Here is a 15203-nt window from a genome sequence, read left to right as displayed (position 1 = left end):
GCGTCACTCCGGCCCGCGCAGCACCGTGAGCGGGGCCTGATCCAGCACCCGCCGGGTGCCGAGCCAGCCGGCCAGCGCGATGCCGAGGGTGCCGCCGCCGATCCCGTAGACGAACGTCATCGGGTTGATGCGGTAGTCGAAGTCGAACACCTGCCAGGCCAGCAGGGCCCCGATCGCGGTGGCGATGATCGCCGCCAGCAGCCCGGCGAGAAAGCCCAGGGTCCCGAACTCGGCCAGCAGCGCGTTACGGATGTCGCGGCGCCGAGCACCCAGGGTGCGCAGCAGTGCGGCCTCGCGCCGGCGGACGTCGCGGGTCGCCTGGACCGCGGCGAACAGCACCGTCAGCCCGGCCACCAGGGTGAAGAGGAACACGTATTCGACCGCGCGCGTGGCCTGTTCGATGATGTCGCGCACGCGCTCCAGGATCGCGCTGACATCGATCGCGGTGACCGCCGGGAAATCGCGCAGCCAGCGGCTCTGGGCGTCGTGCATGTCCTCCGGCAGGCGGAACGCGGTGATATAGGTGCGCGGCTGCTGGTCCAGCAGGGCCGGGGCACCGGTGACGAAGAAGTTCACCCGGAAGCTGTCCCAGTTCACCTCGCGCACGTTCGTGATGGTCCCGCGCACCGCGCGCCCGCCGATGCGGAAGGTCAGGCTGTCGCCCAGTTCCAGCCCCAGGCGTTCCATCAGCCCGGCCTCCACCGAGAGCCCGTCGGAATCCGGCTGGTCAAGGGTCCAGTAGCCTTCCACCACCGGGTTGTGCTCCGGTGGCTGTTCCGCGTAGGACAGGTTGAACTCGCGGTCCAGCAGGCGTCGGGTGCGCTCGTCGTCGAAGTCCTCGGGCCCCACCGGCAGGTCGTTGATGGCAACCAGTCGGCCGCGGATCATCGGGTCCATCTGCGGCCGTTCCAGCCCGGCCTCTTCCATGCGGTCGGCCAGCCGGTCCTGTTCCCCCGGCTGGATGTTCACGTAGAAGTGGTTGGGCGCGTCCTCGGGGATGCTGGCATCCCAGGCCTCCAGCAGGTCGACGCGCACGATCGCCAGCAGCAACAGCGCGAGGATGCCCACGCTGAAGGCCACCAGCTGCACCGCGCTCAGCCCGCCGCGCCGCGCCAGATTGGCCAGACCGAAACGCAGCGCGATGCCGCCGCGGTCACGCAGCGGGCGTACCGCCAGCACCAGGGCCGCCCCCAGCAGGCCGAGGATCAGCAGGGCCCCGGCGGTGCCCAGCAGGACCCACAGGGCGAGCTGCGCATCGGCCGCCTGCCACCACAGCAGGGCGCCGAAGGCCGCCACCGCCAGCCCGCCCGACAGCCACACCGAGGCCGACGGCAGGCCGATGTCGCGGCGCAGTACCCGCAGCGGCGGGATCTGCCCGATGCGCAGCATCGCCGGCAGGGCGAAGCCGGCGGCGGTGATCAGGCCGACGCCCAGCCCGGCCACCACCGGTCGCAGGCCTGGCGGGGGCAGATCGGCGTCCAGCCAGTCGCCCAGCAGGGCGGCGAGCACGAACTGCGCGGCGAAGCCGATGGCCAGCCCGATCAGCGAGGCGATCAGGGCAACCAGCAGCACACGCCCGAAATACACCGCCAGCACCCGCCGTGCGCTGGCGCCCAGGGCGCGCATGATCGCCGCCGAGTCGGCGCGGCGCTGGGCAAAGTGGTGTGCCGCCACCGCGATCGCGGCCCCGGCCAGCAGCACGGCCATCAGCGACGCCAGGCCGAGGAAACGCTCGGCGCGCTCGATCGCCGCGCGCAGCTCCGGATCGGCATCCTCCAGGCCCTGGATGCGCTGTCCGGCCTCCAGACGCGGTTCCAGCCACTGTTCGAACCCGGCCACCGCGCTGTCTGCCCCGCGCAGGTGGAACTGGTAACGCACGCGGCTGCCGGGGCCGATCAGTTCGGTCGATTCCAGGTCCTGGTAGGCGAGCAGCAGCCGCGGTGCGAGATCGGTGAGCGCACTGCCGCGGTCGGGTTCCAGGGTCAGGACCGCGGTAATCTCCAGGTCCCGGTGTCCGACGGTGACCGTACCCCCCGGTTCCAGACCGAGGTCGTTCAGCAGGCTGCTCTCCAGCCAGGCCTCGCCGGACTCCGGTCCCTCGGTGACGGCCCGTTCCCGGCCCTCGGCATCGCGGATGCGGGCCTCGCCCACCAGCGGCCAGTCGGGATCCACCGCGCGCAGGGAACTCAGTCGCGAGCGGTCCTCCGCACCGAACAGCACCGAGGGCAGGGCGGCCGTGCGCACCTGTTCCAGTCCCCGCTCGCGGGCCTGTTCCACCCACTCGTCGGGGATCGGGTCGCGCGCGACCACCGACAGGTCCCCGCCCAGCAGGGAGGCCGCCTCGTCGGCCATGCCGCGGTCGACGCGGTCGGTGAAAAAGCCCACCGCGGCCACCGCGGCCACCGCCACCACCAGGGCAGCGGCCAGTACCCGCAACTCGGCCGAACGCCACTCCTGACGGGTGCCCCGCAGCCATCCCCGCAGCTGGCGCAGCGGATGATGCAGTCCGGCCGCCGGACTCATGCCAGAACCCCGTCCTGGATGCGGATGATGCGGTCGCAGCGCTGCGCCAGTTCGGGGTCGTGGGTGACCAGCAGCAGGGCAGCGGGGACGTGGCCGGGTTCGGGATCGTCGGTGAGGGCGAACAGGTGTTCGATGATGCGTTCGCCGGTGCGCCCGTCGAGGTTGCCGGTGGGCTCGTCGGCGAACAGGATGGCCGGCCGGTCGACGATCGCGCGCGCGATCGCGACGCGCTGCTGTTCGCCGCCGGAGAGCTGGTGCGGATAGTGGCGCGCGCGCTCGGTCAGCCCCACGCGCTCCAGTGCCTCGTGGGCGCGGCGGGTCAGCTCCGCGGCCGGCTGCTGCGCGTGTTCCGGGTTGAGCTCCAGCGGCAGGAGGGCGTTTTCCAGTGCGGTCAGGGCCGGCAGCAGCTGAAACGACTGGAACACGAAACCGACCCTTCCGGCGCGCAGGGCCGCGCGGCCGTCCTCGTCCAGTTCGCTGATGGTCTGGCCCAGCAGTCGAACTTCTCCGCCACTGGGGGCGTCAAGACCCGCGAGGAGACCCAGAAGGGTCGACTTGCCCGAGCCGGAGGCGCCGAGGATGGCGACCGTCTCGCCCGGGTTGACCGCCAGGGACACGCCGCGAAGGATGTCCAGCGTGCCGCTGGGCCCCTCCACTCGCTGGCGCAGGTCCGTGGCTTCCAGTACTGCTTGCGAGGATGCATCCATGTCGCGTTTCCCGTTGCTGATCGTTGGGTGTCTTGCCCTGCTGTTGAGTCTTCCGCTCGCCGCGAATTCCCCGCCGGCGGAGAATTCTGCCCACAAGGCCCCGGAGGACGACACCCATCGCCTGCTTGTGTTCGGCGATTCGCTCAGTGCCGCCTGGGGGATGGACGAGTCCGAAGGCTGGGTGGCCCTGCTGGAAGAGCGCCTGGAGGCGCGCGATGGCCACTGGCGGGTGCACAACGCCTCGATCAGCGGCGAGACCACGGCCGGCGGCCGTCAGCGCCTCCCGGACGAACTGGAACGCGTCGAGCCGGACATCGTCATCCTCGAGCTGGGCGGCAATGATGGCCTGCGCGGGCTGGCGCCCGCCGCCATGCGCGAGAACCTCGAGGCCATGCTGGATGCCATCGACGCCGCGGGCGCGCAGACCCTGTTGCTGGGCATCCGCATCCCGCCCAACTACGGTCCCCAGTATACGGACCGCTTCGAGGCGGTGTTCCGCGAGCTGGCGAAAGAACGCGAGCTGGCCTTCGAGCCGTTCTTTCTGGACGGGGTGGCCGACGACGAGGTGATGATGCACGACGACGGGATCCATCCGTCGGCCGAGGCCCAGCCGCAGCTGCTGGACAACGTATGGCCGGAACTCGAGCCGTTGCTGGAGCAGGTGGAGGCGGCGACGGCCGAGCGGGCGGGAGAGTGACGGATGCCAGAATGACGGGCTGAAGAGCGATCCGGGCTGCAGCGGCACGGCGCTCAGTCGTCGGCGAGCTCCTCGCGACAGCGCCGGAGGACGTCGTCCGGGAGCAGGGCGCGCAGCACCGGATGCAGGTCCGGTTCCACCTCGCTCAGCAGGGGCAGCGTGCGCACGCGGGACTGGCGGGACAGCGGATCGCCGTACTGGTTGGTCTGAATGCTGCGGTCCACGCCGGCATCCATCAGTGCGATTCCGGGCTGACCGCCGGGTCCCTCGTCGAGGATGTCGATCAGTTCCACCACGCGACCGTCAACCTCGCCGCGCACGCCCACCAGGGGGCACAGCAGATCGATCAGCCGCCCGGCTTGCTCGGAGTTCAGCTTTGCCATGCCCGTACATTAGTTCGCCGGCGCGCGGTGCGCCACCCCGCGGCCAGCGGCGGGGCGTTTTCGACATGCCGCCAGCCGCGCGTATAATCCGGATTCCCGCCCGCGTCTCCGTAGCTCAGCTGGACAGAGCAACCCCCTCCTAAGGGGTAGGTCGCAGGTTCGAATCCTGCCGGGGACGCCATTTTCGGTTTACGTATTGGTTTGCAGTTCGGCGAGGAATCGCCGCAGCTGTTCCTCCTCCGACAGGTCCCCGTAGAGCACCGAGACTTCGCCATTCGCGTCGGTCTTCAGCAGCGAGGGGGTGGCGAACACCGACTGGGTGATGCCCTGTTGGGGGTGTTCTAGAAGATCGACCTCCTGAGGTTGCAGGTCGGAGCGGCCGATTTGCTCAAGCATTCGGGCGAGGTTGGCCCGCGCGCGCTGCGAGCGGGGTGCCGATCCGGTTACGAAGAGGGTCAGCACGGGGATGGAGGCTTCGCCATGGTCCTGATTCTCGTTCAATGCTGTTTTCCTCCGTCGGCATGCTGACCTTCTTTGAAGGGTTCCGGATCGTGATCCGGGTCCCGGCGGCGGCGGATTTCTTCGTGATAATCGTGTTCCAGACGATCGGTCTCGCCGCTTGTCCGATCCAGGTGGTCGCGTTCGGCCTCCAGACGCTGTCGTTCTGCCTCCGCCTGCAGGATGCGCTGTTCCAGGTCCAGACGCCGGCGCTCGCGCTCCAGCTGTCGCTGGCGCTCCCGCTCCTGATTCTCGCGTTCCTTCATCGCGCGCGCCGTCCCCATCAGCACCTCCGAGCCGGATGCGTAAACATCCGCGAGGTCCAGTCCGCTGTCGGACAGGATCAGTTCGCGCTGCTGATTGGAGTGAGCCGAACCGCGCGATTTCACGATGGACAGCGACCGGTTACGTTCGCCCCCGCGTTCGTTGTAACCGACGACAATCCAGGTATCGGCCAACGTGGAGACATAGCCCAGGGTGGCTTCTCCCTCCGGGCCCTCTACACCGCTCAGTGCGGTCAGAACGGTGGTGATGCCGCGTCGCCGGGCCAGATCGCTCAGCTGTTCGGTCGCCAGATGGGCGCCTTCGGTGGCACTGGCTTTCAGCAAGGCGGAGACCGGATCGATGATCAGGCAGTCGGGAGCGAAACCGTCGATCAGGCGTCGCAATGCGAGGAAGTGTTCGGTGACGCTCGAGGCGTAGGCGGAAAAGTCCTGAAACCGGACGGTCCCGCTGGCGACCGGGCTGGCCAGGTCGATGCCCACCGATGCCAGATTGCGGACATAGGCCGTTTCCAGCTCGTCAAAGCTGATGTACAGCACGCGTTCGCCCTCGCGTGCCCGGGTCTCTGCGAAGGTTCCGGCCAGGGTGCTCTTGGCGGTCCCCGGGCGCCCGGAGATCAGCAGGCTGGAACCGCGATGGATGCCGCCACCCAGGAGGCTGTCCAGACGCGGGATGCCGGTGTTCAGCCGTTCGCTGCCGGCCGCTGGCTGACCGATCGGAAGGGCCTCGTGGTAGGGGAGCTGGATGCCCTCGCCATCGATGAGCATCGGCATCTCGTCGGCGACATGGTCGCTGCCCCGATACTTGGTAACGCGCAGTGAGCGGTTGAGCTTCTGCTGGACCACGCGCGCGGAGAGCAGCAGGCTCGACGACAGCAGGAACTCGATCCCTTCCAGCCAGGCCGGTGCCGGGCTGTCACTCCGTGCCTTGCCGGTGATCAGCACCGCCTGACCGTGGGTCTCGCAGTGATCGTTGATCCGGCGGATCTGCTCGATGGCGGCACGCGGGGTTGGCTGGAGCTGCAGGAGCTGGTCGATGCCGTCGAAGATCACCCAGCCTGCATTGCTGCCGGCCGCGGCTGTGACGGCACTCAGCAAGCCTCCGATGTCGAATTCGCCGGCCGCCTCGGCCCCTGGATGCGGGCCTGCGTCAATCAGCTGCCAACGCTCGGACTCCAGCAGGTCAGCGCCCCAGGTAAACGAGGCGGCGTCGCGGCGAACCTGCTCGGGCGATTCCTCGAAGGTCACGAAAACGCCGCGTTCACCCCGTTCCACCGCTCGGGCCAGGATCTGCAGACACAGGATGGTCTTGCCGGCGGCGGGTTGGCCGAGGACAAGCGTCGCCTGGCCTTTGGGCAGGCCGCCGCGAGTGGCACGGTCGAGCCCGGCGATGCCGGTTTCGAACTTTTGCAGTGTGTTTTCGGGTCGGTCCATGCGCACTCCGGTTGTTCAGGTCGATGGCGGGTGAGAGCTGCCCAGCGGCAGGCGTCCTCGCTGCTCCAGCAACCAGCGGAAGTCCTCCGCCTCCAGCGGCATGCTGTAGTAATAGCCCTGGCCGAAGGGACAGCCCATTTCCAGCAGGGCCTCGCCAACCTGCGCGGACTCGACGCCTTCGGCAATGACTTCCGCATCCATCGCCCGGGCCAGTGTCACCACCGTCTCCACGATGTGGCGATGGAAAGGCTCGTCCAGCAGGTGGAACACGAAGCCCTGGTCGATCTTGATTTCGTCGAAGGGGTACTCCTTGAGGTAGAGCAGCGAGGAATAGCCGGTGCCGAAGTCGTCCAGAGACAGGCGCACGCCCATTTCATGCAGGGAGCGCATCTGTCGCAAAAGGGCGTAGGACTGTCCGATGAACACCCCTTCCGTAACCTCCAGTGCCAGTTCCTCGGGGGCGACCCCCGATTCTTCTAGGATGCTTTGCACGCGTCGTGCAAAGTTGCCGACCTCGAACTGCGTCAGCGACACGTTGACCGCCACACGGACCGGTTCGAGGCCCGCATCGCGCCATTCGCGCAGATGCCGGCAGGCCCGCGCGAGCGCCCAGTCGCCCACTGCGGTGATCTGCTGACTCTGTTCGGCCAGGCTGATGAACAGGTCCGGCGGGAGCAGGCCGCGCTCGGGGTGATTCCATCGCAGCAGGGCCTCGCAGGACACCAGCCGGCCACTGGCCAGGTCCACCTTGGGCTGGAAATGGAGTTCGAGCTGGTCCTCGTTGAGGGCCTGACGCAGATCGCGCGTGAGGTCGATGCGCTCCTGGGTTTCCTCGAGCAGTTGAGGGGTGAACGCCGACCAGAGCTGGGACGCCTCGGCATGGTTGCGGAACTGGGCGAGCTCCGCCTCGTGCAGCAGATCCTCCGCCGTGCGACGCCGGGTACCCATACGGGTAAAGCCCATGCGAATCGCGACCTCGAACTCCGCGCCGTTCATCGCGAAGGGCGCGGTCAATGCGTCGTGCAGCTCGTCCAGCTCGAGTTCCGGCGGCTCGCGGGGTTCGGCGAGGAAGACAACGAATTCGTCGCCGCCGATCCGGCCCGCCAGGCCGCGGTCGCCCGCCTGTCCTTTCAGACGCTGCCCGAATTCCTTCAGCAGCCAGTCGCCGGCCTCGTAGCCGTAAGACTCGTTGATGTCGCGCAGTGCCGCGATGTCCGTGATCACCAGGATACCGGCCGGATGCCAGTGCTCCCCATCGATCCGTTCCTGCAGCGCCCGTTCGAAGCCAGAACGTGACAGCAGTCCGGTCAGGGCGTCCTCGAAGGCGAGCCGGCGGAGTTGCTCCTCGGCCTTCTTCAGGGGGGTGATGTCCTGCTTGATCGCCACGTAGTTGATGACCCGACCCTGTTCGTCCTTGAGCGGCGAAATGACCTCCTGTTCCCAGAACAGGGTCCCGTCCTTGCGCCGGTTCTGGATCTCTCCGGTCCAGGTCTCCCCGGCGGTGATGGTCCCCCAAAGATCCCGGTAGACCTCGTCCGGCGTGTTGCCGCTCTGGATCCGGGCCGGTGTCTGGCCCAACAGCTCATCTCTGGAATAGCCGGAGACCCGTTCGAAGGCCGGGTTCACGTATTCGATGTGGCCTTCCAGATCGGTGACGGCGACCGCCGCCGGGCTCTGCTCGATGATGTGGCGGAACCGGTGGAGCTGGCGCTCACGTTCGCGGTGGCGGGTCAGATCCTGGAAGGCCCCCTGGGCCCCCACGATGCGGCCTTCAGCATCAAAAAGCGGTTCGCCCAGTGCACGTACCCATTTGCGCTGTCCTTCGGTGTCAATGATGGCCAGCTCTTCGTCGTAGGGGAGCCCCCGTTGGATGCAGTTGTTGAACAGGGTGCGGATCCGGTCCCGCGACTCGGGAGCGTAGAAGTTGATCCCGTCCTCGATCGGCGGGGCGTATCCCTCAGGCATGCCATGGATCTCGGCGACCACCGGGGACCAGGCGATTCGCCCGTCATCGAGATATACCGACCAGCCGCCGACGCGGGCGATCTGGCCGGCCATCTCGATCAGGTGGGCCTGGCGTTGCAGTTCGTTCTCGGCCGCACGCAGGTCTGTGATATCGGTAATGACCGCTCCCGCCCGCTGTTTCCGGTCGAGACCAGGGCCAAGCGGATAGTAGTTCACCCGAAGTCGACGGCGCTGGCCATCGGTCGTGGTGCGCTCGGTCTCGTACCTCACAGTCTCCCCGCCCAGGCAGCGATCCAGATAGGGTTTGACCGTTTGCTCAAAATAATCCGCTCCCAGAATTTCGGGCAGTGAACGCCCCACGAGCTCCTCGTCAGTCAGCCCGTAATGTTCGCGGTAGGCGCGGTTGGCCCATGTGTAGCGGTAATCGGCATCGGCGATGCCGCACAGATCTTCGCTATTTTCCAGGAGATCGTGGAGGTGCTGGAGGAGCTCTTTCTGTGCCCGCAACCGCGCGGAAGTCTCCCCCGAAGAGTGGAGCATCCGGCGGAGCGTCGCTGCGAGATCGGTTTTGTCTGCCTGCTCTCCGATGGGCACCAGGGCCTGCGAGGCAGCCTGCCGGTACTCTTCCAGCCTGATTTTTAGCGTTCGTTCGGAGGCCTTCAGGCGGCGCAACAACAGCCGGAAAGCGAGTGCCGCGAGGACGACGCCGGAAAGGGAACCGGCGATCAGTGCCGTGAGCAGGCACACATCAACGCTGGCAAGACCGTCCGGGATCAACCTGGAAGACCCGATGAAGTGCTTTCACCGGACCATCTGCCGGCAGAGCCCTCGGGGGCGACCGGGTGAACCGGGTGCTGCAGCGGTTCGTGGCAGGCAACTTCACCAGTCCGCGGCAACACGAACTCGAAGGAACGTCGAGTGGGTGTCATTTCCAATACAAGCCTTGTATGCGTCCAGTACCATAACGATACAGGGCTCGACTTTTGACAGTCGAGTGGTTGCAGCTTTTCAGCTGTATCTAGGGGGTCAATATCAATCCACCGAATTCATCCTGCCATGTGGTCGGAAAGCCGCTGGCCGGCCCGTCCGAGTCGGCGTGGATTCATGTCGTCGCGGCAGCCTCAATGACACTGAACGAAGATTTCTGACTACACTCCGAGGGAATGACCTTCGTGCGGGGTTCGCGCGAGGGCCGTGCAACCACGTCAAGGAGCGGTTCATGAACAACAGCTTTGCCCCCATCCAGACTCGCCCGCTGTCAGCGGATACCGCCGTGCTGCGCTGCGATGGCGTTCTGGCGCCGCGGGTCACGCCGGAGTCGCCGGCGGATCGCGCCATGACCGACCTGCGCAAGGTGCCGGCGGTCACGACCATGGCGGACATGCGGGCCGACGAGGCGCTGCAGCGGATGATCCATGCCGGGGTTCGCCTGCTGCTGGTGGTGGATGCGCAGGATTCCGTGAAGGGTGTGGTGACCGCGCGCGACATAATGGGCGAAGGCCCGGTGCGGGCCGCGCAGGAGGAAGGGATCCCCCGCGACGCGGTGGAAGTGAAGCACGTGATGAGCAAGGTCAGCGAACTGGAAGCGATGGACCTGGACAAGGTGGAACACTCGCGCGTGGGTGACGTGGTCCGGACGCTGAAGAAATCGGGGCGCCAGCATGCGCTGGTGGTGATGCGCCGGGACGACGGCAGCGAGGCGGTATGTGGCCTGTTCTCGGCGACCCAGGTGGGGCGTCAGCTGGGCGTGGAAGTCTCGCCGGAAGGGCCGGCTCAGTCGTTCGCCGAGCTGGAGCGTTCGCTGGCGTCCTGATCCCGGCGGGAAGGCGGGCCGGGGCGTTATCCCTCAGGCGGTGTCGTTGCCGGCGTTGCCACCGTTGCCGCCATCGGCGTAGGGGTAGCCGGTCGCCTCCAGGTCTTCCTGGAAGGTTTCCAGGCGCTCCACGGCGATGTCGGTGCGGTGGAACTGGGCGATGTGGAACACCGCGTCGCCCTCGTTCACCAGCGGCAGGCGGAGCTGGCCGATCACGATGCCCGACACCGGGGCACGGATCTCGGTCTCGCGTTCGCCGAACGGGTCGGAGACGATCCCCAGCAGGGTCTGGCCGCGGATCACCCGGTCGCCCTCGCGCACGAAGATGCGCAGGATGCCGCTCTCCGGTGCGCGTACCCAGCTGGAGGCGCGGGCCATCACCGGCTCGCGGCGACGTCGGCGGGGCGGGACGGGCAGCATGCCCAGATGGCGCATGACCTCGATGATCCCGTGCACACCGCCGCGGATCGAGAGTTCGTCGAAGCGCAGGGCCTCGCCGGCCTCGTACAGCAGGATGGGCACCTGCCGCTCCGCGGCCGCCTCGCGCAGGGAGCCATCGCGCAGGGCCGAGTTGAGGATCACCGGTGCACCGAAGGCCTGGGCCATCTCGCGCGTCTCGCGGTGGTCCAGGTTGGCGCGGATCTGCGGCAGATTGGAGCGATGGATGGCCCCTGTATGCAGGTCGATGCCGTGGGTGCTGTTGTACACGATCTCGCGCATGAACAGGCGCGCCACGCGCGCGCCCAGCGAGCCCTTGCGGGACCCGGGAAAGACCCGGTTGAGGTCGCGCCGGTCGGGCAGGTAGCGGCTCTGGTTGATGAAACCGTGCATGTTGACCACCGGCACCGCCAGCAGCGTGCCCTTCATGCGGCGCAGGGCACGCACCTTGAGCAGGCGGCGGATGATCTCGACGCCGTTGATCTCGTCGCCGTGGATGGCGGCACTGACGAACAGCACCGGTCCCTTCTGCCGGCCGCAGACCACCTGGACCGGCATGTGGGTAGGGGTGTGGGTGTACAGGCTGCCGACTTCCAGTTCCACCGTGCGCCGTTCGCCCGGCTGCACGGTGGTGTCCCCGAGGGTGATCGGCCGGTTGCGGCGCGCCCGCGGCAGTCCGGCCATTCAGCCGCGACCCTTGGTCTTGGTTCGGTTGGGCTTCGCGTTCTTCTGGATGAAGTCGATGATCATCCCGGCGACGTCCTTGCCCGAGGCGGCCTCGATGCCCTCCAGTCCGGGCGAGGAATTGACCTCCATGACCACTGCGCCGTGGTTGGAGCGCAGCAGGTCGACGCCGCACACGTTCAGGCCCATCACTTTGGCCGCGCGCACCGCGGTGGCGCGTTCCTCCGGGGTAATCCGGCAAAGCGCCGCACTGCCGCCGCGGTGCAGGTTGGAGCGGAATTCGCCTTCCTTCGCCTGGCGCTTCATGGAGGCGACCACCTTGTCGCCGATCACGAAGCAGCGGATGTCCGAGCCCTTCGCCTCCTTGATGTATTCCTGCACCAGGATGTGCTGCTTGAGTCCCATGAACGCCTGGATCACGCTCTCGGCCGCCTGTTTGGTCTCGGCCAGCACCACGCCCAGGCCCTGGGTGCCCTCCAGCAGCTTGATCACGCAGGGCGCGCCGCCGACGGTGGCCAGCAGATCGTCGATGTCATCCGGTGAATGGGCGAAGCCGGTAACCGGCAGACCGATCCCGCGGCGCGACAGCAGCTGCAGGCTGCGCAGCTTGTCGCGCGAGCGCGAGATGCCCACCGATTCGTTCAGCGGATAGACGTTCATCATCTCGAACTGGCGCAGCACCGCGGTGCCGTAGAAGGTGACCGAGGCCCCGATGCGCGGGATGACCGCGTTGAACTCGTCGAGGATGTCGCCCTTGTAGTGGATCTGCGGTTTGTGCGCGGTGATGTTCATGTAGCAGCGCAGCGGGTCCACCACGCGCACCTCGTGGTCGCGCTGCTGCGCGGCCTCGACTAGGCGGCGGGTGGAATAGAGCTTGGCGTTGCGGGACAGGATGCCGATCTTCATGGGGTTCCCCGGTGTCAGTGGGCGGCTTCGTCGTCGCGGATGTCGGGCGGGCCCGGTGGCCGTCCGAGGGAGAACGAGGCGCCGGGATCCACCAGGAACCGGCCCCGCATCGCCTCGCGCCCGAGCAGCATGCGAAACATCATGGTATCGCGACTGGTCAGGGAAAGATCCACCGGCATTTGCACATCCCCGATATCCAGTGACGTGCGGATGAAATAGCGCTCGCTGCGGTGGCCCCCGGAGTCGGTGACCGGACGCACGTCCAGCACCGGGGCCTCGCACCAGACCTCGTGGCGGTCATCGTGCTGACGCGGGTGCATGCCGAAGCGCACCCATTCCTGGCCGTCGCGGGAGAAGGTCTCGATCGCGAACGCATGCAGTGCCGAGCTGCGCGCCCCGGTGTCGACCTTGCACTTGATTCGCTCCAGGCCCAGTTCCGGCAGTCCGACCCACTCGCGCCAGCCAAGGATCGCGGGCGTCTTCATCGGGGGCTCGTGGGGCGCGCGCCCGGGGAGTGACCCGCAAAGGATTCCGGCGTATACATCAGCTTCTCCTTATTGGCAGTGGGGATCCGCTTGCGGCCCGGGCCGACCCTGCCTAAATTGCGTGCCTCGATAACGGGGAGAGCACCATGACGCAACGTACCATCGGGAAGACGACGCTGGCCACGCTGCTGGCCGTTCCGGGCGCGGCCCTGGCCCAGGGCGAAGCCGTGGATCTGGCACCGGTATCGGTGACGGCCACCGGCTACGAGGCGCTGGTCGAGGATACGCCGGCATCGGTGACGGTCATCGACCGCGACGAGATCCGCAACCGCCCGGGGGTGGGCGTGGGCGACCTGCTGCGCGGCGAAGCGGGTCTGGCCACCGCGGTGGACGGCTCGGTGGGGCAGGACCCGATTATCCGCGGTCTCAAGCGTGACCAGGTGCTGGTACTGGTGGACGGCGTGCGCGTGAACGCGATGCAGCCGCCGGCGCGTGGTTCGCTCGCCTCCTACGTGAACATGGATCTGATCGAACGCATCGAGATCGTGCGCGGTCCGAGCTCGGTGCTCTACGGTTCCGGCGCGATGGGCGGGGTGATCAACATCATCACCCGCAGCGGCGATTTCACCGAAGAAGAGGAAATGAACGCCTGGAGCCGTCTGGGCTACAGCTCGGTGGATCGCGGGCTGCGCACCGCGCTGGGGGTGACCGCCTCCAACGAACGCCACGTGCTGGACTTCTCCACCGCCTATCTGGATACCGACGACTACCGCATGGGCGACGGTGATCGCCTGGACGACAGCGGGACCCGGCAGCAGGCCTATCACCTGCGCTATCGCACCCGTCTGACGCCGGACCACGAGCTCGGTTTCCGCGCCCAGCGTGACGAGCGCGAGGACGTGTGGTACCTGGCGTCGCGGACGTTCACCGATGATAATCCGGAAGACGTGAACCCCGGACTGGGGGTGGTAACGGATGAACAGCAAGCGCTTGCATTACAGCAGAGGTTGCAGCAACAGCCCCGGGGCCTGAATACCCATTACACGCCGACCCAGACCCGGGACCTGCTGGAGGCGAGTTACCAGGGCGATTTCGGCGGCGCCTGGGCGCCCCGGATCGAGGCCTCGATCTACCGCCAGGAGCTTTCGCGCGGCAACTACGACTGGAGCCATGCGCTGGGGCGGGACTACCGCGTCTCCGACACCGACTTCACCACCGACGGGGCCCGGATCCAGACCGAGCTGTTCCCGACCGACAACCAGATCCTGCTGGTGGGCGCCGAATACTGGCGCCTGCGGGCCAGTCCGGATTCCTATATCGGTCATGTCGATCAGGATTACCGTCCGAATGACGACTCGGCCCCGTTCCCGGTGCTCGCGGGGGACACTGGCGCCCGCGAGGATCTGGCGTTGTTCATCAATTTGATCGATGACGGTCAGATCGATTCGCAGGGCGTGTTCGTGCAGCACGAGACGTTCCTCGATGCCGGTACCCTGAACCTCGGCCTGCGATACGACCGTGTGGAGGGCGATGCGGATGCGGTCTCCGGGCATGACGGAGATCTGCAGCAGGTGGATCACAACCTGAGCTGGTCGGCCGGTTTCAACTGGGATCTGCGTGAGGAGATCAATCCCTACGTCAGCCTGTCCGAAGGCTACCGTTCTGCCAGCCTGATCGAGCGGTTCCTGACCTATCCCTACAGCGACGGCAATGCCTGGACCTCGGATCCGCAGCTGGATCCCGAGCGCAACCGGACCCTGGAGGTCGGCGCGCGCGGGCATCTGCAGGGCTTCAACTACATGGTCTCCGCCTACGAGAGCCGGATTCGCGACTACATCGGTGGGCTCACGCCGGAGGAGGGCCAGCGCCAGACGGTCAACCTGGACGAGGCCCGCATCCACGGGGTCGAGCTGCAGGTCCAGCGTCCGTTCACCGAGCACGTGAGCGGCGAGTTCACCGGCACCTGGATCCGGGGCGAGAACCGCGACAGTCGGTTCGACGAGCCCCTGGCCGAGATGCCGCCGCCGGAGGCCAGCATCGCGCTGCGCCGCTCGGTGGAGCAGGGCTGGCAGTGGGAAGGCCGGCTGCGTGCGGTGGCGCGGCAGGATCGCACGGCGGACCGCTTCACCGACAACACCGAACGCGAGACCGCTGGCTTCGCGACCGGGGATCTGCTGGTGGGCTATCGTTTCCAGCCGTCCGGTCTGCTGCGCCACAACGAACTGACCTTCCAGGTGAACAACATCGCCGACAAGGCCTACCGCGAGCACGTGACCGGCCAGCGCGAAAACCAGATAGACCCGGCGCGCGGGGCACAGGAGATCCTGGCCCCCGGTCGCAGCTTCGGCGTGGTCTGGTACGCTGAGTTCTGATCCGGCCCGCGACCGGA

Annotated in this window: 12 protein-coding genes and 1 tRNA gene; 4 read left to right on the top strand and 9 right to left on the bottom strand. The window is 67.3% G+C overall.

What is annotated here, in order from left to right; genetic code table 11:
• Nucleotides 1-3: 3 nt before the first annotated feature.
• Together D571_RS0105730 and D571_RS0105725 are read right to left on the bottom strand one after the other, a co-directional pair.
• On the bottom strand, nucleotides 4-2523 hold the full coding sequence (locus D571_RS0105730) for an ABC transporter permease (protein ID WP_018935722.1): 2520 nt from the start codon (nucleotides 2521-2523) through the stop codon (nucleotides 4-6).
• Nucleotides 2520-3230, bottom strand: coding sequence for an ABC transporter ATP-binding protein (locus D571_RS0105725; RefSeq protein ID WP_018935721.1), 711 nt, complete (start codon nucleotides 3228-3230; stop codon nucleotides 2520-2522). The genes D571_RS0105730 and D571_RS0105725 overlap by 4 nt, the downstream gene beginning before the upstream one ends.
• Here D571_RS0105725 and D571_RS0105720 point away from each other — a divergent pair.
• Nucleotides 3229-3927, top strand: a complete 699-nt coding sequence (locus D571_RS0105720; protein WP_018935720.1) for an arylesterase — start codon at nucleotides 3229-3231, stop codon at nucleotides 3925-3927. The two genes, D571_RS0105725 and D571_RS0105720, sit on opposite strands and share 2 nt — an antisense overlap.
• A gap of 53 nt (nucleotides 3928-3980) precedes the next feature.
• Here D571_RS0105720 and D571_RS0105715 read toward each other — a convergent pair whose 3' ends face one another.
• Entirely contained in the window at nucleotides 3981-4310 is a 330-nt protein-coding gene (locus tag D571_RS0105715; protein ID WP_018935719.1) for a hypothetical protein, read from the bottom strand.
• Between the two features lie 104 nt (nucleotides 4311-4414).
• Between D571_RS0105715 and D571_RS0105710 the strand changes: the two genes are divergently transcribed.
• Nucleotides 4415-4491: transfer RNA gene (locus D571_RS0105710), tRNA-Arg, on the top strand.
• Nucleotides 4492-4499: 8 nt separating this feature from the next.
• Here the strand turns inward: D571_RS0105710 and D571_RS0105705 are convergent.
• Genes D571_RS0105705 through D571_RS0105695 form a run of 3 tightly spaced genes read right to left on the bottom strand, consistent with a single transcriptional unit; the run spans nucleotide 4500 to nucleotide 9265 of the window.
• Nucleotides 4500-4811 carry a circadian clock KaiB family protein gene (locus tag D571_RS0105705; RefSeq protein WP_018935718.1) on the bottom strand — a complete coding sequence of 104 codons (312 nt, stop codon included), beginning with the start codon at nucleotides 4809-4811 and terminating at the stop codon, nucleotides 4500-4502.
• Nucleotides 4808-6523, bottom strand: a complete 1716-nt coding sequence (locus D571_RS0105700; protein ID WP_018935717.1) for an ATPase domain-containing protein — start codon at nucleotides 6521-6523, stop codon at nucleotides 4808-4810. Before D571_RS0105700 ends, D571_RS0105705 begins: the two co-directional genes overlap by 4 nt.
• Before the next feature lie 15 nt (nucleotides 6524-6538).
• Nucleotides 6539-9265: an EAL domain-containing protein gene (locus D571_RS0105695; RefSeq protein ID WP_026287614.1), complete on the bottom strand. Its 2727-nt coding sequence runs from the start codon at nucleotides 9263-9265 to the stop codon at nucleotides 6539-6541.
• A 442-nt stretch (nucleotides 9266-9707) separates the two neighbouring features.
• Here D571_RS0105695 and D571_RS0105690 point away from each other — a divergent pair, with 442 nt between their 5' ends.
• Nucleotides 9708-10301: a CBS domain-containing protein gene (locus tag D571_RS0105690; protein WP_018935715.1), complete on the top strand. Its 594-nt coding sequence runs from the start codon at nucleotides 9708-9710 to the stop codon at nucleotides 10299-10301.
• 33 nt (nucleotides 10302-10334) lie between these two features.
• On the opposite strand, the gene D571_RS0105685 is transcribed toward D571_RS0105690, so the two are convergent.
• Genes D571_RS0105685 through D571_RS0105675 form a run of 3 tightly spaced genes read right to left on the bottom strand, consistent with a single transcriptional unit; the run spans nucleotide 10335 to nucleotide 12814 of the window.
• Nucleotides 10335-11423 (bottom strand): succinylglutamate desuccinylase/aspartoacylase family protein, encoded by a 1089-nt coding sequence (locus tag D571_RS0105685; protein WP_018935714.1) that lies wholly within the window; start codon nucleotides 11421-11423, stop codon nucleotides 10335-10337.
• Nucleotides 11424-12329 carry a 30S ribosomal protein S6--L-glutamate ligase gene (rimK, locus tag D571_RS0105680; RefSeq protein WP_018935713.1) on the bottom strand — a complete coding sequence of 302 codons (906 nt, stop codon included), beginning with the start codon at nucleotides 12327-12329 and terminating at the stop codon, nucleotides 11424-11426. It lies immediately after the preceding gene.
• Between the two features lie 14 nt (nucleotides 12330-12343).
• Complete coding sequence (locus D571_RS0105675; RefSeq protein WP_018935712.1) at nucleotides 12344-12814, bottom strand: ATP-dependent zinc protease; 471 nt, start codon at nucleotides 12812-12814, stop codon at nucleotides 12344-12346.
• A 146-nt stretch (nucleotides 12815-12960) separates the two neighbouring features.
• Between D571_RS0105675 and D571_RS0105670 the strand changes: the two genes are divergently transcribed.
• Entirely contained in the window at nucleotides 12961-15186 is a 2226-nt protein-coding gene (locus D571_RS0105670; protein ID WP_018935711.1) for a TonB-dependent siderophore receptor, read from the top strand.
• Nucleotides 15187-15203 lie beyond the last annotated feature (17 nt).

The sequence above is a fragment of the Thioalkalivibrio sp. ALJ24 genome, assembly GCF_000377785.1.
Classification (GTDB): domain Bacteria; phylum Pseudomonadota; class Gammaproteobacteria; order Ectothiorhodospirales; family Ectothiorhodospiraceae; genus Thioalkalivibrio.
The sequence above is the reverse complement of the archived record's forward strand: the minus strand, read 5'-3'. Positions and strand labels throughout refer to the sequence as shown.